The organism is Pedobacter sp. KH_004, from assembly GCF_057840755.1.
Window position 1 is genome coordinate 809,732 of the sequence record NZ_CM174519.1, and the last position, 20,791, is coordinate 830,522.

Consider the following 20,791-nt stretch of genomic DNA (forward strand, 5'->3'; position numbering starts at 1 on the left):
CAGGAGCGGAAATCCTTTTGGTTGCTTTTAAAGTTACTAACTCTACTAAGCAACTAGATATTTAGAGTTAGTAACTTTGCAAGAAAAAGATTGCAGCAAATGGCAGGACTGATGAAGCCTAACAACTACTGGTATTGCTTTCCAAAAAAATAAATTTGTCTTGTTTTTGAGAACAATTTTTATCAACCATTTTGTATATTTTTGTGCATGAATTTTTCATCCAAACTGCTTGAAGATGCGGTAAACGAATTCTCGAAATTACCGGGTGTTGGGCAAAAGACGGCGTTGAGATTGGTTTTGCACCTTTTAAATAAGGAACAGGAGGAGGTTAACCAGTTTGGAAACACATTAATTAAGCTTAAGCAGGAAATTAAAAACTGCAGCATTTGCTATAACATTTCCGATCATACGATTTGCGAAATTTGTACCTCGCACAAGCGTGATAAGGAAACGATTTGTGTTGTAGAGGACACCAGGGATGTAATGGCAATTGAAAATACCGGGCAATATTTCGGTGTTTACCATGTTTTGGGCGGTTTAATTTCTCCCATGGATGGTATCGGACCTACAGATTTATATATTGACGGTTTAGTGCAAAGAGTTTCAGCTGGTGATATTAAGGAGGTGATATTGGCGCTGAGTCCGAATATGGAAGGCGATACGACACTTTTTTATCTTTACAAAAGATTAAAGGACTTTAACGTCCCTGTAACTACAATTGCCAGAGGAATTGCTTTTGGTGGGGAATTAGAATATACAGATGAGATTACCTTAGGCCGATCGATTATTACCCGTGTGCCTTATGAAACTGCAATGATGAAATAATGGCGAAACAGTTTATTATTTTATTGGTAGCGATCGGATTCAATTTTGCTGTTATGGCACAAGTTAAAATCCATTCTCATAATGATTACACGCACAAACGTCCTTTTTTTGAGGCCATTGAAAATAAAGCGTTCTCAATTGAAGCTGATGTATTCCTGATAGGCGATTCATTAATGGTGGCGCATAGCAAGAAAGAAATCAGAGCTGGTAATACTTTAGAAAATTTATATCTCAAGCCGCTTTCCAGGTTTTCAAAAACGAAAGATTATTACACGATCCATCTGGTAATTGATATTAAAGATGACTGGAATTTAACCTCCAAAGCATTACTGAAGACACTAAAAAAATATCAAAAAGATTTCGGCAGGCAGAGAAAAAATTCAGTTGTGGTCATCACAGGTAATCGTCCGGAAAGTAATTTCGACTGGGCCAATTTATATTTTGATGGATTACCAAATGTTGACTACTCGGCCGCAGATTTAAAGAAACTGGTAATGATCAGCGATAATTTTGCGAAATATTCGAAGTGGAAAGGGGAAGGAGAGAATTCAGAAACAGACAAAGCGAAATTGAAATTATCGATTGATAATGCTCATAAATTAGGATTACCTTTTCGCTTTTGGGGCGCTCCAGACAATGAAACTTCCTGGAAAGTGCTTCGTGAATTGGGTGCAGAGATCATCAACACCGATAAAGTGGCCGAGGCAATCCATTATTTTAAAATGAATTAGAAGGTGTCAAGTCTTGATACTTGATTTCCTATACTGGAACTAATATGAACCTAAAAGATAAAGTAATCATCATTACAGGCGCATCGAGCGGAATTGGAAAGGCTTGTGCTGAAGAATTTGCTAAACGTGGTGCAAACTTAGTTTTAGCAGCCCGCCAATATGTTACGCTATGCGAAATCACAGCAGAGCTAGAAAAAAAATATGGCATTAGAGCGGTTGCCGTTCAGGCGGATGTAAGTAAAGAAGCTGATTGCGAACTGATTATTAAACAAACGCTGGTTTCTTTTCAAAGAATCGATATTTTGGTAAACAATGCTGGCTTATCTATGCGTGCCTTATTTAATGATTTAGATTTATCAGTACTGAAAAATTTAATGGATGTTAATTTTTGGGGTACGGTTTATTGTACAAAATATGCCCTGCCAGAGATTTTGAAAACGAAAGGAACCGTTGTTGGCATCTCATCAATAGCAGGCTATCGCGGTTTACCAGGGAGAACAGGTTATTCGGCATCAAAATTCGCTATGAATGGTTTCATGGAATCTTTGCGTACCGAACTTTTAAAAACCGGTGTAAATGTTTTAGTGGCCTGCCCGGGATTTACAGCTTCCAATATTCGTGTAACTGCCTTATCAAAAGATGGAGCCGTACATGGTGAAACGAGCATGGATGAAGGCAAAATGATGACTTCTGAAGAAGTAGCAAGCATAATTGCTGATGGAATTGAAAAACGCAAACGAACATTGGTAATGACTGGTCAAGGTAAGTTAGCGGTTTGGATGAACAAGTTGTTCCCGGCTTTCGTAGATAAAAAGGTTTTTGATTTGTTTGCTAAAGAGAAGAATCCGTTGATTAAGGCTTAATCGCGGATGGGAGCAAAGGGAATAGGAAATAGATAACAAGTAATAGGAAATAGATCAAGGGAAAATGGATAATAGGAAATAGTTAATAAGAAATAGCTAAAAGGAAATAGTTAATGGCTCCAAAATAGCGCACAACTCGCTTGAAAACCTAATCTATTCCCCATTTCCTTATTCCCTTTTTCTATCAAGAATAAATCTGTATGAACAACAATTTCGTTTATTCACCATTGAATGTTAGATCATTTTCGGCATGACAAAATACTTCATTTTACTAATGTTCTTGTTTCAAGCCCTTATAGCTTCAGCACAAATAAAAACAGCCAAAAACATTAATTATGCTGGCAATGCCGAAGAAAATAATACGCTAAATGTCTTTTACAAAAATGACAATGTTAAAAATAAGCATGTTTTGATATTCATACACGGCGGATCTTGGAGCAGTGGAAAAAAGGAAACATATTGGTGGCTTGGTAGAAATTTCGCTAGAAAAGGAGTGGTTACGGTTATTATTAATTATCCATTAGCACCTGAAGCGCAATATCAAAAAATGGCTAATGATTGTGCTTTAGCAGTGAAATGGGTGAAGCAAAACATATCGCAATATTCCGCGAGTGCAGAGAATATTTTTGTAATGGGCCATTCCGCTGGTGCCCACTTAGGCGAACTGATTAATTCAGATCCGCAATATTTTCTACATGCTGGAATCAAAAATCCTATTAAGGGTGTGGTTTTGAATGATCCCTTTGGACTCGATATTTTTGAATATTTAACCGAAGCTGAAAAGGATAATTATTACTTCGATTTTTTGAGAACATTTACCGACAAACCCGCGGTTTGGAAGTCGGCGTCTCCCTTAAACTACGTGAATAATATCAAAAACCCACATTTGCTTTTATACGGCGGAAAAACTTATAATGCCATAAAGATTCAAACCCCGAGACTTTGCCAAAAATTAAAAGCCAACAATGTTTCTGTAGAAATGAAGGAAATTAAAGGCAAAAGCCACGTTCCAATGATTAGTCAGATGATATTTGGGGGCAATGATTTGTACAAATACATTGTTGAGTTTATAGCGAACTCATCATTGTAATTTGATGACGATTGACTAGCCTTTTCTTAAGTATTTCGTCAAAATTACAATGGTTTGGCCTTCAACTTTCCCTTCAATTTGTTCAGTATTATCATGAACCAAACGAATGTTCTTCACCACTGTGCCTAATTTTGCACTTAAAGTCGAGCCTTTAACATCCAATGTTTTAACCAAGACAACGGTATCACCTTCGTGTAAACGAGTTCCATTGCTATCCTGATGAAATTCGACAGTTCCATCCATTTCATGATCGCCTGTTTTTTTCGCCCACTCCAACGCCTCATCTTCCAGGTATAAGATATCCAAACTATCTGATGCCCAACCGTCATTTCTTAATCTGCTTAGCATTCTCCAGGCCACTACTTGCACAGGTACAAATTCTGACCACATGGTTTCTGTGAGTATTTTCCAATGGTTGGCATCTAACTGTTCTGTTTTTTCAATTTGATTTAGACAGGTTTTACAAACTAAAATGCTGTTATCGCTATTGGCGTTGCTCGTTGGAGGAACTTCATAAACACTTAGACTGTTCTCTGATGTGCAAAGTTCGCATTTGTTTCCCGAGCGGGTTTGTAATTCTTGTACTAAAGACATATTTATTTTAAATTTTCGGCGAAAGTACTAAAACTATCCGTAATAAATGGTGGGGTACTTATTCGGGAAATGAGGTTGACAGGTAATCTCGGCAGGTGAGGACACCAATGCTATTAACTTAAGCTATTTATATGTCTGATGCGTTCTGTTTTTTCTTTTTTTAAATGTTATTCTAGGAAGGCTTCTGTCCGGTTTTATAGGTATTTTAGATGATGCTATTAGCTTAATAAGAGATTGAATTATATCTTCCGGGTGTTCTGTATTTAGTATTTGAATAATTGCTTTTCTGACAAACCTGTAAGCATTTTGCCAATTGTATTTATATTTTAGTTTTCGTTTCTTGTTCTTATCGATTTTCTGCTGTGCCTGGATACCAAATAATGCAACCAGATTCATCATGAATACATGGGCTTCAAACTCCTGGAATATTCCATCGGGTTTCCGAGTACCAAACTGTTCTAATTTCATCTTTGGTTTTAATTTCTTAAAACCTTCTTCTACTGGCCATCTCTGCCCATAAAGAGCTTTCATATTCACTGTGCATACATCATTCATGTCTAATAAAGAGGATACGAGAATTTCGATCTCCCAAGTATTTAACTCGATTTTGGTAACCCTGACCGTAATTGTTTTAGTATCTAACCCATGCTTTAAGCAGGATTCCATTTCTTTTGGACTGGGGTGCCACTCTGTTATAAAATCATTTTCGCACTCCTGAACTATCCGTTTTGCAAAACAGGACTGCGCACTGCTTATACGAATACAGAAATCCTGTTTGAGTGTGCAAAGTTTTTTGAAAATATGAAAATATCCGAATCCCCGGTCTAAAATAACTACGGATTTACGGGATGGTAGTTCTTCAAGGCATGCATTAAAAAGTGTTTTCTCTACGTTCTCCATCTTTGATATCCTTTTGGAAAGAATTGCGCCACTAAAAACATCATAAAACATAAAAATCTGTGCCAGGCAACTCTTTATACTTTCACCTTTTTGTGAATATATTCCAAAAAAATCTTTTATCTGTCGGGAAGGTGGTAGCCCAACTGTAGAGCCATCACCGGCAATCAATTGATATCCCCTCCAAAGTTGTGATGGATGATATTTGTGATGATCTGCCAGTATCTCGTTGAGATCCTTGAAAAAAGAAAGGGATATTTTATATCGAGCCTTAGAAAAGGCTGCTCCTGTAACCACTTTTGATGATATACTGGGCAAAATTGTAAAAATGTTGTACTCTACAGATTCTTTAAAAAGATTCAATATTGTAGAAACCACAACTGGAAAGCTTAAACTTCGCTTGCGCGTAAAAAAGATTGGCTCTTTAAGATATTGAGAAAAATTATTTTTATCCTGAATGAAATCAAATGTTTTTTTTAGGAGCGACTTTATGTTGCTCCCTTTTGTGATTTGAAGAAATTATACTCATCTTATTACTGTTGTTTTGATATTCAAATATAGCCATAAATATTTGAATATCAAATACTTATAACGCTAAGTTAATAGCATTGGTGAGGACACCAGCCGATAGCGTTTTGAATGCGTTCGTTATTGCGAGGTACGAAGCAATCCTACAACTAAGGGTTTGCCTTTTTTCGCATTAAGATTGCTTCGTGCCTCGCAATGATGTGGAGCGGGTATGGACATTTTAGTTTGACCCTACATTAAAGAATTAATTTATAACTGTGTCGGGCAATGAGTTTTGTTTAATCCGTATATGGTGGCAGACCGACCAGTTTAATTCGTTTGATGCAATAGCTAATGATAAAATTGTTTAGGAAATCTTATCCATCAGTGATTTTTTTGTTTTTTTCGACATCGATTTCAAACTTTGCTTTCCATTCTCTTAAACTTATTGCCGTTTCCTCTTTTTCGTAGTCAAATATGATCCAAGCATCAGCATCAGTTGAAAGTTTTATAAGGTTTTCAATATCAATTTCCGAGATAATGGATTGTCCATATTTTCTTTCTCCACTTAGTAAGGCATCCCACAGTGCATATTCTAAGTTCAACATCCAGCCGGCTGAATAGCTATATTCTGAAATTTCACTCATGAACTCTGCTAATTTCAACTCTTTTTCTTGTAAATCTTTTAACATTTAGAAGTTGTTTAAATATTGTTTTATTAATAGAATGTTAATGAATGATGTGTTGGCAAGTTAACATTGTTCACTTCTTTAAGAGATAACAATTATCTACGTTAAAGCTGATCAGAAAACCAGCCGATGAAGAAAAAGTTGCCCGCAGATTAAAATGATTCACGAAGATAAGATATAGATCTGCGTAAATCTCCGAAATCAGCGGGAAATAATTAAGCGAAAAACCTTATTTGATTTTTCTGGTAGATGTATTTCTGCTAACATACACCTTGCGCTGCCACCACCGTTTTTTTCAATGGTGTAAATCGGTGCATAAATAATTCGGGAATATTTTTCTAAGGCACTGATTTGATCCTTTGTTAGTGATAAATATGCCTGCTCTGACATCACCAATAGACTTTCACCTTGTGCGTTAGATACCTGTAACATGTTTCCAGCAAAGTGATTCATTTGATCATAACTAATGGTAACAATTTCCTTATTAGTTAATGTAAGTACTTTGCGCACAAAATCGCGTTCATACAAATTTGAAATTGATTCAAAGCAAATAACGGCGAAACGATCTCCGATGCACATCATCACGTTGGTATGGTATATTGGAAACCCGCTCGAATCAAGAGCGTTAAATATAACTGATTTATACCCAGCTAACTGACAGAAATTGTTAAATGCTTCTACTTCTGTACGAATGCTCAGGCAAGCGTATGCAATTTTGTTAGCACGATCCAAAACCATGCTACCAGTGCCCTCAAGAAAAATGTTCGCAGTTTCGTAAAAACTTAAATCATTTACATTATTGACCTGAAATTTTTCAGTCAAGCCATCTAATATTTCTTTTCTGCGCTCTAATCTTCGGTTTTCAGAAAACATCGGGTAGAGGTAAATCGTACCATCATCATGAAAAGAAACCCAATTATTAGGGAAGATAGAATCAGGTGTTTCAGGTTGCAAAGTATCATCTACAACGGTAACATCAACATCGTTTTTTCTCAACAGATCTACAAAACCATCAAACTCTTTTAAAGCCTGGCTTTGTACATCACTTTCGGTTGAGGCTACCTGGAATTTATTATTGCCTGCAGTTTGCTCGTTGAATTTAAAATCAACCGGGCGAATCATTAGGAGGTGATTGGTTGTCTGCATAGGAGTTAAAAGTGTAAAGTTAAAAGTTTAAAGATTCTTGACGTGGTGTTTTTACTTTGAACTTTTTACTTTCAACTTAAACTGTCTCTCAATATCGGTAAACTCATACAGTGGAAACCTCCACGGGCACGAGAAAGTTCTGCAGATGGCATTAAAATTAAGGTATCAGTGATGGTTTCTGCATTTACTTTTCCAGTTTCCAAATCCTGAATCAGATCTTTTACATCAACTACGTCAAAACCAGCTGCTTTAAATGCTTCTACAGTTTTATCGTTTCTATCGTAACCCAAAACAACACCTTCTTTTATTGCCAGCAAGTTACAGGAATCCGTCCATTGCTCTCTGGAATCGTATGGGAATTGGTTATTTCCGCTGTAAATGATTTTGGTTGGCTCAATGCTCTTTAAATCGTTCTGACTAATATCATTCAACAAAGCCTCTACGTGTTCAAAGTGTTTTGGCTCTTGTGGATTTGCCTTTGTAAATTGAATAGCAGTTGTGGCCTCCAGCTTTTCAGGCTCCTTTAAAAAATTTATAGGTTCGTATGGATTGTATTTAGGTGAATGGGCAATAGAGTTCAGAATTACCCAGGTATTGCGTTTAACCTGTGTAAAAACCGTGTCCAGGTGCATGTAGTCGCGTTTGCTCGGGATTTTCACCACCGTCACTTTTTCTACTACATCATTATCAAACAACAGTTTTATCGCCTCGTTTGCACCATGCTCAGAGGTACGCTCACTGCAACCGATCAACACATGGTTTTCACTCACCATCATCACATCTCCACCCTCCAGGGTAGTGCTAAAAGCGGGTTCATCGCCTGGACGCAGGAAATGCATGGTAACATCAGGAATCTCGAGTACCTTATTTTGATAGTCGACAAATAACGGATGGTTGAAGAAAATATAACGCATCAAAAGCGTTTCGCGAACGCGGGCTTTTTTTGCCGGTTTGTTTAATAAAATATGATTATTGATGGTTGTGCCCACATCACGAGTGAAAATCAAATTCGGAATAGGCGCAAAAATCATTGTATCGTTGGCTAAAGTTCCTGAAATAAAAATCTCCGCTAATTCTTTCGGATCGGTATTGGTCAATTGCATTTGCACCTTGTAAGTACAACCTTCAATGGCACAAACAGCAGCCACCAATTTTTTGCGGATAGATTCGTTTTCCAACATTTCACTTAATAGATTTTGAATTTCTATTACTGAATTTGAGTTGTGAAAATCGGGATGGTTGGGTTTGTAAAAATTTCTGTTTCCTTCTTCCGAATCTATTAGAGCGAGCTTTCCCTTGATTTTTTCAGGATCTAAGAAATACATCAGGAGTTTAATGTAGTAATCGTATTCTCCCTTTCGGATAGTATCGAGGTGGACAATATCTTCAAAAAGCCAATCTTGCGCTTTTGATGGAACCACTTTCCCCAATCCGCTATCCGGACTATGAATTAACAACTTACGCAATCTGCCGATTTCGGTGTTTACGCTCACTTTAAAATTTGGATTCTGCTCGCTCATAAATAAGTTAGTTATTGCAAATCTATTAGAAAAATTTAGATATGAGAATGGTGAGGAGAGATTTGGTAGCCGCTTGCATAAGAGAACATTGTTTCTTGCGAAAACCTGACAGCTTAAACCTCATTGCAGCGGCAGCTCCCGATTTTCGATTTTTTATCGAAATCAATCGGGACTACAGCGCCCGCCTGCCGGACGGTCAGGGAAAGCAAGGCCATAGAAACCGATGAGCACAACAGCACCTCTCCGAAAAATAGAATTTAATCTGCTTTTGAACTTCGGACTTCCGCCTCCTGACTTCGGACTTTTTTCTTATTTTTGCGCCATGAATTTTATTATTTCCGAAGCGCAGAAAGCCATCCTTGAACTTTACAAGGAAGAAGTTGCTGAAAGCCTGATCAATATACAAGAAACCCGCAAAGAATTTGAAGGCCAGGTAACCATAGTTGTTTTTCCGATTACTAAGATATCTAAAAAATCGCCTGAGCAAACTGCTAACGAAATTGGTGAATATCTGGTGGCTAACGTAGAAAACGTAACCAAATTTAACGTGGTGAAGGGTTTTCTAAATTTAAGCATCTCTGAAAGCTACTTTTTAAATCAGTTTAATGATGAAATTTTAGCTTCTGATTTCGGTGTTTATCCATCCAACGGGAAAAAGGTGATGATAGAATATTCTTCGCCAAATACCAATAAGCCACTTCACCTGGGGCATGTTCGTAATAATTTATTGGGTTACTCGGTTTCCGAATTGCTAAAAGCCTATGGTTACGATATAGTAAAGGTTAACCTGGTTAACGATCGGGGCATTCACATCTGCAAATCAATGCTGGCCTGGCAAAAATGGGGCGATGGAGAAACGCCTGAAAGTTCTGGTTTAAAGGGTGATCATTTAGTTGGAAAATACTATGTGATTTTCGATAAGGAATACAAAAAAGAAATTGAAGCTTTAAAAGTAGAAGGACAAACCGAGGAAGAGGCGAAGAAAAATGCACCATTGATTAAAGAAGCACAACAAATGCTTTTAAAATGGGAGCAAGGCGATGAGGCGGTGGTTTCACTTTGGAAAACCATGAACGAGTGGGTTTATGCAGGCTTCAACGTAACTTATAAAAACCTTGGCGTAGATTTCGACAAGTTTTATTACGAAAGCAATACCTATTTATTAGGGAAAGATACCGTTGATGAAGGACTAGCAAAGGGTGTTTTCTTCAAGAAAGAAGACGGTTCAGTTTGGATTGATTTAACGGCTGATGGTTTAGACCAGAAGTTGGTTTTACGTGCTGATGGGACTTCTGTATACATTACCCAGGATTTAGGAACAGCAGAGATGAAACACGACGATTTCAATATGGATGAGTCGATTTATGTAGTTGGTAATGAGCAGGATTATCACTTTAAGGTGTTATTTTTAATCTTGGAGAAATTAGGTAAAAGCTGGGCTAAAGGACTTTATCACCTATCGTACGGTATGGTCGATTTACCAAACGGTAAAATGAAAAGTCGTGAGGGAACGGTGGTGGATGCTGATGAATTAATTGAAAGCATGGTGACTACTGCCCGTGAAAAAACCGAAGAGCTGGGTAAAACAAATGACTTCAGCGAAGAAGATAAGGCTGCTTTATATCAGAATATTGGTTTAGGCGCCTTAAAATATTTCCTTTTGAAAGTAGAACCTAAAAAGCGTTTATTATTTAATCCTGCAGAAAGTATCGATTTTCAAGGAAATACGGGTCCATTTATTCAATACACGCATGCGAGGATTAAATCTTTACTAGCTAAAGCGGAATATACGGCTAAGTCTGCAAGTCCGGAGGATGGAGAAATGTTGCCTGTGGAATTGGAAATGATTCTTTTGTTGGCAAAATATCCGGCAGAAATTGAGATTGCTGCTAAAGCTTATAGTCCGGCAAGTTTGGCTAATTATTTATATGAGTTGGCGAAGTTATTTAACAAGTTTTACCACGAAGTGCCTCCAATTGTTAAAACTGACGCAGGAGAAACTAAACAATTCCGTTTAAACTTAAGCAAGAAAACAGCTGATATCATTCATTCAGGGATGCTGATTTTAGGGATTACTTCGCCGGAAAGAATGTAGGGTGGATTGGGGATGGGAAATAAGGAATGGGAAATAGGGAATAAAATTAAGAAATAGAAAATAGGGAATTGGAAATTGAGGTGGAAGAATCAACGGGCATTATGATCTTAAAATCCTTAAATCCCTTTATCCTGATCAATGATTAATGAACTGGTATTGCTTTGCTTGGTTGCTTTTGCAGCAGGGTTTATAGATGCTATTGTAGGTGGCGGTGGGTTATTACAAACTCCTGCCACCTTATTAATTTTACCACATTATCCCGTAGCTACATTACTCGGAACGACAAAAATCCCGTCGATAGCAGGCACCACTTTAGCAGCTTTCAAGTATTCAAAACAAGTAAAATTTAATTTGAAAGTATTGGCGGCCTGTGCCAGTACTGCTTTTTTTGCCGCACTGCTTGGAGCCTTTTTAGTTAGCCGGATTGATGATCTAGTCATTAAACCCATTATTTTCGTGGTGCTGGTTCTTGTTGCACTGTATACCTATTTTAACAAACAATTTGGTATCCATCAGGAGAAAAACCATACTGTTAAACAACAGGTTTTAATGGCCGCTATTTTTGGTTTGCTTATCGGTTTCTATGATGGTTTAATTGGCCCTGGCACAGGTTCTTTCTTGATTTTGGTTTTTATTGCAGTTTTAGGTTTTGATTTCATTGGCGCCAGTGCTCATGCTAAGATTGTAAATATTGCAACCAATTTGGCGGCTATAATTTATTTTAGTTCTACCGGTCATATCCTCTTTCAATATGCCATACCAATGGCTATTTTTAATTTGGGTGGTGCTTATTTTGGCACAAAGCTCGCGTTGCTAAAAGGAAATAAATTTGTACGTATATTTTTCTTAATTGTAGTTTTCGGGACGATATTGAGGTTTGCGTATGATATTCTTTTGCGGTAATTTGCTTTATGTTCGAAACTTTTAATCAACATAATTTTTATGAGTTGTGCGACTACCTGGCCAGCAAAGATGAGGAATTGGCCAGCGTTTTAGCAAAATATGGTTATCCACCCTTTTGGACGAGGCCCAACACTTTTGAATCGTTGGTTCATATTATTTTAGAGCAGCAGGTATCTTTGGCGTCGGCGCTCGCGGCTATGCAAAAGCTTAAAGCTAAAATAGGGGCAATCACTCCCTCGAATTTCCTTAAACTCAACGATGAGGAATTGAAGGCTTGTTATTTCAGTAGGCAGAAGACCGCTTATGTTCGTGATCTTGCCGAAAAGATTGGCAGCGGCCAGTTGGATCTTTCACAATTAGAAATACTTCCTGATCATGAAATTAGAGATCAACTGAAAAAAGTAAAAGGTATAGGCGATTGGACTGTAGATATTTATTTGATTTTCATTTTGCACCATACTGATGTTTTTCCTACTGGCGATTTAGCTGCAGTTAATGCTTTGAAAAGTTTAAAGAAACTCCCAAAAGATACAACTAAAGATGAGTTGTTAAATGTGGTAGCAGACTGGAAACCTTTTCGCACCGTAGGATTAATGATGATTTGGCATTACTATCTGGAGGAGCGGAAACCTGCTAATAAAAAGAAGATTTAAAAAAAGCACCGCTTGGTTAAACCAGCGGTGCTTTTTGCATTTCATCCTAATGACTAATGACTAATAACTAGATCCCAAGATCTTCTTTAGCATAATCTGCACGTGTTTCGAATTCACGTTTGTAGCCTTTTGCTTTTTCTACCCATTCAGGTGCCTGATCTTTCAAGTCATCTACAATAGATTTACCTGTAATTGGATCCTTTTTCGTCACATATTTAAAGCCTGCATATACTGCGGCACCAATTATTGCTGTTTTTAATAGTCCCATTTTATTTTCGATTTAATTTATCAATATAACATTTGACTAACAGTAATGGTTTTAACTACAACGAATTAAAATTATTTTACAATGTTGAGTTGTAAACTGTCTTTAATCACTATCCCACTGATATTAGCCGAATTATATTTAACGGTGTACTTACCGCTTTTGTCAATGGTAAAAGCATTATTTAAGTCGAAATCGACACTTGTACTGTCACCAGGTTTTAAAGTGATGTAACTATCTGCCGGAGGTGGCATTACCCTTTTGGCCATCGCACCTTTATAAGCTGCCTCCGTTCCATCTTCCATGGTAACATCAACATATTTACTCATCAGGTTTTCGAAAGGGGTATGCCATTTACAGAATTTTGCAGCGGTATCTGCATTGTTGTAAACGGTAAATTTTATATTAATCGGCTGACCGATTTTTGGTGTCGATAAAAGTGCCATTTTTCCGGTTATCGCATCTACCGGCGTATTGAATGTTTCATTTACAGTCATTGAGTCGGTTTTCTTCTGATCAGACTGTTGATTGGAAGAACTGCAAGCGGCTAAAATAATAGTGCTCACGAATAGGATTGTGCTTAATTTTCTCATTTATAATAATTGTTAACTATTCTTTTTCTGTGCCGCTTTTTATAGGAACGGGTTTCTTTTTTCTGAAAGATGGAAACGTCATTGGGCTTCTGGCCGGACGTTCATCGCCTAATAAAACACCCCATTGTTTAAACATTTCTGTACGATCGAAAATAATTTTCAATACCGCAACAATTGGTAAAGCTAAGAACATCCCTGAGATTCCAGCAACGCTACCTCCAATAAATACACCAAGAATAGAGAACAAGGCATTAATTTTTACTTTTGAACCCACAATTCGTGGCATTAAAATATTGTTATCTAAAAACTGAACCCCAGCGATAACACCCAATACTGTAATTACAGGCCACAATTCTTGCGAAGAAGCCAAGGTTAACAACACACCGATTACATTCCCAATTAAAGCACCCACATAAGGAATAAGGTTTAATATTGCGAAAACTACTCCAATGAGCAGTGCGTGTTCAATACCAATTAGCATTAAAATTCCACCCAATAAAACCGTCATATAGGTCACCTGGATTAACAAACCAACCAGATAGCTTTTAATGATCGATTCGGTTTCGTAAATAGCCTCTTTCACCTTTGGATGATGATCTGGCTTGAACCACATAAATATAAAACGCAATAAAATATCTTTATAAAAAAGCATTAGATAAATGTAGATGGGTAAAAGACCGATAAACACGAAAATGCCGCTCAAAGTAACCGCTGCACCACCTGCCAAAGAGGTACCCATATTCATCATGTCATCACTTTTATCCTGAATAAAGGCTTTTTGTTCTTTAGCGTCATATTGCGAAATTCTACTAATCCAATCGCTTAAAGAATTAATATGCTGCGTAACGTTACTTTTAATTTGAGGGAAATCTTTAACCAATATTCCGATTTGATTGGAGAAAAACCATACAATAAGCGCCACGAATATGGCAACCAGTAAAATGGGCAGGATGATTGAAAAGGTTTCCGGAACTTTTTTTCTTTTTAGGAACCGATAAATAGGTAACAGCATAATGCTGATAAAAAATGCCATCAGTATAGGCATAATAATATCGCGACCAATTACTAAAACGGCTACAAGTGCCATTAAACCAAGTAATTCTATTGATCGCTTTACAGTTAGAGGTATATTATTCATCATAAATGGTTGTTCCGATTTGAGGATTAAACAGCATGAAGATAAAAATGTTTTTAAATTAAACTGATCAGCAATAATCTTCTAAATGCTGAAATTATCTGTCATGAAATCAACTTCATTATAACTTCATAATTCTACCCTTATTTCGCATCGGAATTAGGGGGAAGCCGGCTTTATTTAGTAAATGTAATGATTGCTGAATATATCGATTTTCCACTTCTAATTCTATTGAAAGAATTAAATCAGATAAATTCAGTAAAAAGATGAACAGAAGTTTCATGTATTTTGGCCTGTGTGCTTTGCTCTCTGCAGCAGGTTGTAGTCAGCAAAAGGAAGAAAAAGAAGAAGCAATTACTTATGCGGTGACCTCTCCGGTAACCATCGATACCTCCTTCACAAAGGAATATGTATCGCAAATCAAATCCGTTCGCAACATTGAAGTACGTGCTCAGGAAAAGGGATATCTTCAAAATATTTATGTTGATGAAGGGCAGCAGGTACATGCGGGGCAAGTTTTATTTAAAATTATGCCTCGAATGGCACAGGCAGAAGTTTTGAAAGCCCAGGCCGAAACGAAAGCAGCAGAATTAGAGGTAGAAAATACCAAATTGCTTTCTGATAAAAATGTGGTTTCGAAAAATGAGCTTGCCATGGCTAAAGCCAAACTGCAACAAGCTAATGCAGAAACTTCTTTAGCGAAATATCATTTATCTAATACCGAAATCAGGGCGCCGTTTAATGGCACCATCGATCGGATTCCCTTGAAGTTGGGAAGCCTTGTAGATGAAGGTGCACTGTTAACCAGCCTGTCTGATAACAGTCAGGTATTTGCGTATTTCAATGTTTCCGAACCCGAATATTTAAATTATCAGGCGGCTGCCAAAGCAAAAACGCAGCAAGAAGTGAGTTTGCTTTTAGCCAATAACGAGCTACTAAAGTCAAAAGGGAAAGTAGAAGTCATCGAGAGTGAGTTTAATAATGAAACGGGGAATATCGCTTTCAGGGCTCGTTTTAACAATGTCGATAATTTGCTTCGGAACGGGGAAACCGGAAAAATTCAAATGGTTGTTCCTCTGAAAAAGGCGTTTGTTATCCCTCAAAAAGCCACTTACGAAATCCAGGATAAAACTTACGTTTTTGTCGTTGATAACCGCAATATGGTACACTCACGCAACATCACGATTAGCGGCGAAATGCCCGATTTATATGTGGTAGGCAGCGGATTATCAATAGGAGATAAGATTTTACTCGAAGGCGTACAAAAAGTGAAAGATGATGATAAAATCACTTTCAAATTTCAAAATCCTCAAGAGGTAATCAAACAGTTAAGATTAAAAACCGAATAACTCCAGCAAAAATTTTTTATGTTTAGCAAGTTCATACAAAGGCCCGTCCTTTCTATAGTCGTATCGCTTATTATTTTATTTTTAGGCGCATTATCGGTTTCCTATCTTCCCGTTACCCAATTTCCATCTATTTCGCCACCAAAGGTTAATATCACGGCAGAATATCCTGGAGCAAATAACGAGTTATTAATTAAATCAGTAGTTATCCCGTTGGAGCGAGCCTTAAATGGTGTTCCGGGGATGAAATATATCGCTTCAGATGCGGGTAATGATGGTGAAGCTTCCATCCAGGTGGTATTTAATTTAGGAACTGATCCCAATCAGGCTTCCTTAAATGTACAGAACAGGGTGGCTGCGGTAACCAACAAACTTCCGCCATTGGTGGTTCGTGAAGGAGTAAAGATCAGTCGTGAAGAATCGAATATGTTGATGTACATTAATTTGTATAGCACAGATCCAAAGTTGAATGAGAATTTTCTGTACAACTTCGCCGATATCAACTTACTTTCCGAATTAAAGAGGATTGATGGGGTAGGTTTTGCTGATATTTTGGGCGATCGGGATTATGCCATGCGCATTTGGTTAAAGCCCGATAGAATGCAGGCTTATAAAATCTCTGTCGATGAAGTGATGAAATCGCTTGATGAGCAAAGTTTGGAAGCCTCACCTGGTAAAACGGGAGAAAGTTCTGGCAAGCGTTCACAAGCTTTTGAATATGTGTTAAAATATTCTGGCCGTTTTAATACGAAAGAGGGTTACGAAAACATCATTTTACGGGCAAATCCGAATGGAGAAATGTTGCGTTTAAAAGATGTGGCTGATGTTGATTTCAGCAGTGCAGCCTATAATTTGTATTCTAATTTAAACGGAAGGCCATCTGCGGCGATTGTTTTAAAACAATCGTATGGAAGTAATGCCAGTCAGGTAATCAAAGATGTGAAAGCCAAAATGGCTGAAATTAAGTCAACTTCTTTTCCAAAGGGATTGAATTATGAAATCAGCTATGATGTTTCCAAGTTTCTTGATGCATCTATCGAAAAAGTAATTCACACCTTAATTGAAGCCTTTATTTTAGTGGGTTTGGTGGTATTTTTATTCCTTGGAGACTGGCGTTCTACTGTTATTCCAGCCATTGCGGTGCCGGTATCCCTAATTGGAACCTTTGTTTTCATGTCTATGTTTGGTATTACGCTCAATTTAATTACCCTATTTGCTTTGGTTTTGGCCATTGGTGTGGTCGTAGATGATGCCATTGTGGTGATTGAGGCTGTGCATGCGAAGATGGAAAACGACAGGCGTTTATCGGTATTGAAAGCCACGCAACAAGCCATGAAAGAAATCAGTGGTGCTATTATTGCCATTACTTTCTTAATGGCTTCTGTGTTTATTCCGGTAACTTTCATGTCGGGTCCGGTTGGTATTTTCTATCGTCAGTTCTCCATCACTATGGCGACAGCAATTATTCTTTCGGGTATTGTTGCGCTAACATTAACGCCAGCTTTGTGCGCCATTATGTTGAAAAACAACCATGGGAAACCGAAAAAGAAAACAGCTGTTGACCGATTTTTAGATGGCTTTAATAATGCTTTCAATAAGTTATCTGGTAAGTATGAAATTGTACTGAGCAAAGTGGTGGGTCGCCGGTTGTTAACCTTCGGAATTCTTGTAGCTTTTTGCTTCGGGATTTGGGGATTAAGCGGAACCGTACCTTCAGGATTTATTCCAAATGAAGATCAGGGGATGGTTTATGCGATTATTCAAACACCACCAGGATCAACGCTTGAACGTACCGACCAGATTGCAGAACGCCTGCAAAAACTATGTGAAGATATAGATGGCGTAAAATCAGTTTCATCGTTAGCAGGCTACGAAATTTTAACAGAAGGTACCGGCTCCAATTCAGGAACCTGTTTAATCAACCTTAAAGATTGGAACGACCGTAAACATTCTGCATCAGAAATTATAAAAGAACTGGAAGAAAAAGCAAAGTCTATTCCCGGTGCCACTATTGAATTTTTCCAACCACCGGCAGTTCCAGGATATGGTGCCGCAGGAGGTTTCGAACTTCGCTTATTAGATAAAGCGGGTAGTGGCGATTACAAACGCATGGAAAAGGTTGGAAATGATTTTGTAAAAGAGCTTAATAAAAAGAAAGAATTATCATCAGTATTTACCTTTTACAGCGCAAGTTTCCCTCAATACATGTTGAATATTGATAATGAAATAGCGCAGCAAAAGGGCGTAACGATTGATAATGCAATGAATACCCTTTCTACTTTCGTGGGGAGTAATTACGAAACCAGTTTCATTAAATATGACCGCCAATATAAAGTAATGGTTCAGGCTTTGCCACAATACAGAGCGTTGCCAGCAGATATATTAAAGCTATCTGTGAAAAACGATCATGATGAAATGGTTCCGTTTTCGGCTTTCATGAAGATGGAAAAAGTGTATGGACTATCTGAAATTACACGTCACAATATGTACAATGCTTCGGAAATTAGTGGCCAATCTGCACCCGGCTACAGTTCGGGTCAGGCGATTAACGCCATCACTGAAGTTGCCGCCAAAACACTTCCAAGGGGCTTCGGTATCGACTGGGCTGGGATTTCTAAAGATCAGGTTTCCAGAGGCAATGAAGCGGTGTATATCTTTTTGATCTGTTTGGGCTTTGTTTACCTTGTCCTTGCTGCACAATACGAAAGCTTCATTTTGCCACTTTCGGTGATTTTATCTTTGCCTGCTGGTATTTTCGGAGCGTTTCTGTTCCTGCAATTGTTGGGGTTAGAAAATAACATTTATGCTCAGGTAGCCATGGTGATGCTGATCGGATTGCTGGGGAAAAATGCTGTCTTGATTGTAGAGTTTGCTACGCAGCGGCATAGTCAGGGTGCCACAGTTTTAAAAGCCGCTTTGGAAGGTGCAAGCGTACGTTTCAGACCTATTTTAATGACTTCTTTTGCATTTATTGCAGGTTTAATTCCTTTGATGATTGCTTCCGGACCTGGTAAAATTGGAAACAGAACCATTGGTTCAGCAGCAGCGGGAGGGATGTTGTTCGGGACCATATTCGGCGTGATCGTAATTCCAGGATTATACTACATTTTCGGTACCATCGCAGCCAAACACAAGTTGATTAAAATTGAAGAAGAACATCCGTTAACTGAAGAAATTGAAGATAATGTTTAAGCAAAAAATTTATAAAATACTTGGGTTAGCTATCATTGTTGCCACTTACAATGCTTGTAAAGTGCCAGATTTTGCCCAACGTAATGAGAATAAAAATACACCGGCTAGTTTTAATACCTCAGTAGATAGTACCAATACAGGTGCGGTACAGTGGCGTAGTTTTTTTACCGATCCAAATCTGGTAAGCCTGATCGATACGGCCCTTAAAAATAACCAGGAACTAAACATCACCCTGCAGGAGATTGAAGTGGCTAAAAATGAAATTAAGGCAAAAAAAGGTGAATTGCTTCCTACAGTTGATTATCGGGTAGGTGCTGGTTTAGATAAAGTTGGCCGATACACCAGTTCGGGTGCCGGCGATGCCTCAACGGAAATTACTCCGGGTAAAGGTGTACCAGAAGTGCTGCCCGATTATGCATTTGGTTTGCAGGCCAATTGGGAGGCCGACATCTGGCATAAGCTTCGCAATTCCAAGAAAGCCGCAGTCGACCGCTATCTGTCTTCGGTTGAAGGAAAAAATTTCGTCATCACCAATTTGATCGCAGAAATTGCCAATACCTATTACGAATTGCTGGCACAGGATAATCAGCTGGAAATCGTTAAGCAAAATATCGCCCTTCAAAGCAATGCGCTTGAACTGATGAAAATTCAAAAACAAGCTACAAGAGTTACTGAACTTGCCGTACGTAAATTTGAAGCCGAAGTGTTGAGTTCAAAAAGTTTAGAATTCGACATTCAGCAAGACATTACCGAAAGTGAAAATAAAATCAATTACCTATTGGGCCGTTTTCCACAACCAATTGTTAGAGATCGAAATGCTTTTAGTTTATTGGTTCCACCTGCTATTCAGGCCGGATTGCCTGCTCAGTTACTGGCAAACCGACCTGATATTAAACAAGCCGAATACGATTTGGAAGCAGCAAAATTAGATGTTAAAGTGGCGAAGGCACAATTCTATCCTTCATTGGGGATTTCTGCCAGCATCGGTTATCAAGCATTTAATCCTTCTTATTTATTACGTACACCAGAGTCGTTGATTTACTCCCTTGCCGGAGATTTGGCCGGTCCACTAATCAATCGCAATGCGATTAAGGCAGAGTATTTAACAGCAAACGCTAAACAGTTACAAGCCGTTTTCAATTATGAAAAAACCATCTTAAATGGATATATCGAGGTTGCAAATCAAATTTCGAATATTTCGAATCTCCAAAAGAGTTACGATCTAAAATCAAAACAGGTTGTGGCGTTGACGCAATCCATAGAAATTTCAAATGATTTGTTTAGAGCGGCGAGAGCTGATTATTTCGAGGTTTTAATGACACAAAGGGATGCGTTGCAATCTAAATTGGAATTAATAGAAACCAAAAAACAGCAGCTAAATGCGGTGGTGAATATTTATCATGCTTTAGGCGGGGGGTGGAATTAAACCCTCCGTGCTACAGCACAGGTTTGTAATAAATTAGGTCGTCATTTCGAAATGAGCTTTTCGCGATTGAGAAATTTGTTCATTCATCGTCATCCTCTCGTAGGCTGGGATCCTAAAGCGATGTAAAGGCTTTGACGTTTTCTCCCCGAAGGTAAATCGGGACAGGCTCTTTCATTGTCTCCTATGCCGGATAGCAGGGTGGAAGATCAATAGCAGACATCAAAGTTCTTAGGTATTTTACTCGCTCACTCGTCATTTCGAAATGAGCTTTTCGCGATTGAGAAATCTGTCCACTCATCGTCATCCTCGCGTAGGCGGGGA

The 20,791-nt window shown here is 38.1% G+C and carries 18 protein-coding genes; 10 read left to right on the forward strand and 8 right to left on the reverse strand.

The window, feature by feature from the left end:
* Window positions 1-207: 207 nt before the first annotated feature.
* The 4 genes from recR to AC3ITD_RS03790 all read left to right on the forward strand — a co-directional run bounded on the left by recR (window position 208) and on the right by AC3ITD_RS03790 (window position 3,509).
* Window positions 208-825 carry a recombination mediator RecR gene (gene recR / locus AC3ITD_RS03775; RefSeq protein WP_265802055.1) on the forward strand — a complete coding sequence of 206 codons (618 nt, stop codon included), beginning with the start codon at window positions 208-210 and terminating at the stop codon, window positions 823-825.
* A 53-nt stretch (window positions 826-878) separates the two neighbouring features.
* The gene (locus tag AC3ITD_RS03780; protein WP_489364096.1) at window positions 879-1,556 is read left to right on the forward strand and encodes a phosphatidylinositol-specific phospholipase C/glycerophosphodiester phosphodiesterase family protein; all 678 of its coding nucleotides are present in this window, start codon (window positions 879-881) and stop codon (window positions 1,554-1,556) included.
* Between the two features lie 44 nt (window positions 1,557-1,600).
* On the forward strand, window positions 1,601-2,419 hold the full coding sequence (locus AC3ITD_RS03785) for an SDR family oxidoreductase (RefSeq protein WP_489364098.1): 819 nt from the start codon (window positions 1,601-1,603) through the stop codon (window positions 2,417-2,419).
* 250 nt (window positions 2,420-2,669) lie between these two features.
* A complete protein-coding gene (locus AC3ITD_RS03790; RefSeq protein WP_489364100.1) occupies window positions 2,670-3,509 on the forward strand; it encodes an alpha/beta hydrolase in 840 nt (279 codons plus the stop codon).
* A gap of 15 nt (window positions 3,510-3,524) precedes the next feature.
* Here the strand turns inward: AC3ITD_RS03790 and AC3ITD_RS03795 are convergent, their stop codons facing one another.
* From AC3ITD_RS03795 to AC3ITD_RS03815, 5 genes are all read right to left on the reverse strand, one after another.
* Window positions 3,525-4,103, reverse strand: coding sequence for a PhnA domain-containing protein (locus tag AC3ITD_RS03795; protein WP_489364102.1), 579 nt, complete (start codon window positions 4,101-4,103; stop codon window positions 3,525-3,527).
* A 123-nt stretch (window positions 4,104-4,226) separates the two neighbouring features.
* Complete coding sequence (locus AC3ITD_RS03800; RefSeq protein ID WP_489366625.1) at window positions 4,227-5,510, reverse strand: IS4 family transposase; 1,284 nt, start codon at window positions 5,508-5,510, stop codon at window positions 4,227-4,229.
* Between the two features lie 374 nt (window positions 5,511-5,884).
* The gene (locus AC3ITD_RS03805; RefSeq protein ID WP_489364104.1) at window positions 5,885-6,199 is read right to left on the reverse strand and encodes a hypothetical protein; all 315 of its coding nucleotides are present in this window, start codon (window positions 6,197-6,199) and stop codon (window positions 5,885-5,887) included.
* A 198-nt stretch (window positions 6,200-6,397) separates the two neighbouring features.
* Window positions 6,398-7,342, reverse strand: coding sequence for a citrulline utilization hydrolase CtlX (gene ctlX / locus AC3ITD_RS03810; RefSeq protein WP_489364106.1), 945 nt, complete (start codon window positions 7,340-7,342; stop codon window positions 6,398-6,400).
* A gap of 71 nt (window positions 7,343-7,413) precedes the next feature.
* Window positions 7,414-8,862 (reverse strand): arginine deiminase family protein, encoded by a 1,449-nt coding sequence (locus AC3ITD_RS03815; protein ID WP_489364108.1) that lies wholly within the window; start codon window positions 8,860-8,862, stop codon window positions 7,414-7,416.
* Between the two features lie 322 nt (window positions 8,863-9,184).
* Here AC3ITD_RS03815 and argS point away from each other — a divergent pair, with 322 nt between their 5' ends.
* From argS to AC3ITD_RS03830, 3 genes are all read left to right on the forward strand, one after another.
* Complete coding sequence (gene argS, locus AC3ITD_RS03820) at window positions 9,185-10,957, forward strand: arginine--tRNA ligase (protein ID WP_489364110.1); 1,773 nt, start codon at window positions 9,185-9,187, stop codon at window positions 10,955-10,957.
* 138 nt (window positions 10,958-11,095) lie between these two features.
* Window positions 11,096-11,860, forward strand: a complete 765-nt coding sequence (locus AC3ITD_RS03825) for a sulfite exporter TauE/SafE family protein (RefSeq protein ID WP_489364112.1) — start codon at window positions 11,096-11,098, stop codon at window positions 11,858-11,860.
* 8 nt (window positions 11,861-11,868) lie between these two features.
* Window positions 11,869-12,513: a DNA-3-methyladenine glycosylase family protein gene (locus AC3ITD_RS03830; protein WP_489364114.1), complete on the forward strand. Its 645-nt coding sequence runs from the start codon at window positions 11,869-11,871 to the stop codon at window positions 12,511-12,513.
* Window positions 12,514-12,580: 67 nt separating this feature from the next.
* Here the strand turns inward: AC3ITD_RS03830 and AC3ITD_RS03835 are convergent, their stop codons facing one another.
* From AC3ITD_RS03835 to AC3ITD_RS03845, 3 genes are all read right to left on the reverse strand, one after another.
* Complete coding sequence (locus tag AC3ITD_RS03835; protein WP_056849847.1) at window positions 12,581-12,781, reverse strand: hypothetical protein; 201 nt, start codon at window positions 12,779-12,781, stop codon at window positions 12,581-12,583.
* A 71-nt stretch (window positions 12,782-12,852) separates the two neighbouring features.
* Entirely contained in the window at window positions 12,853-13,371 is a 519-nt protein-coding gene (locus AC3ITD_RS03840) for a protease (RefSeq protein ID WP_489364117.1), read from the reverse strand.
* Between the two features lie 16 nt (window positions 13,372-13,387).
* Window positions 13,388-14,512, reverse strand: coding sequence for an AI-2E family transporter (locus AC3ITD_RS03845; protein ID WP_489364119.1), 1,125 nt, complete (start codon window positions 14,510-14,512; stop codon window positions 13,388-13,390).
* 260 nt (window positions 14,513-14,772) lie between these two features.
* Here AC3ITD_RS03845 and AC3ITD_RS03850 point away from each other — a divergent pair, with 260 nt between their 5' ends.
* From AC3ITD_RS03850 to AC3ITD_RS03860, 3 genes are read left to right on the forward strand one after another with little or no spacing between them, the layout of a single operon-like run.
* Window positions 14,773-15,855 carry an efflux RND transporter periplasmic adaptor subunit gene (locus AC3ITD_RS03850; RefSeq protein WP_489364121.1) on the forward strand — a complete coding sequence of 361 codons (1,083 nt, stop codon included), beginning with the start codon at window positions 14,773-14,775 and terminating at the stop codon, window positions 15,853-15,855.
* An 18-nt stretch (window positions 15,856-15,873) separates the two neighbouring features.
* Window positions 15,874-19,044, forward strand: a complete 3,171-nt coding sequence (locus AC3ITD_RS03855; protein ID WP_489364123.1) for an efflux RND transporter permease subunit — start codon at window positions 15,874-15,876, stop codon at window positions 19,042-19,044.
* Window positions 19,037-20,470 (forward strand): TolC family protein, encoded by a 1,434-nt coding sequence (locus tag AC3ITD_RS03860; RefSeq protein ID WP_489364125.1) that lies wholly within the window; start codon window positions 19,037-19,039, stop codon window positions 20,468-20,470. Before AC3ITD_RS03855 ends, AC3ITD_RS03860 begins: the two co-directional genes overlap by 8 nt.
* The last annotated feature ends 321 nt before the right edge of the window (window positions 20,471-20,791 follow it).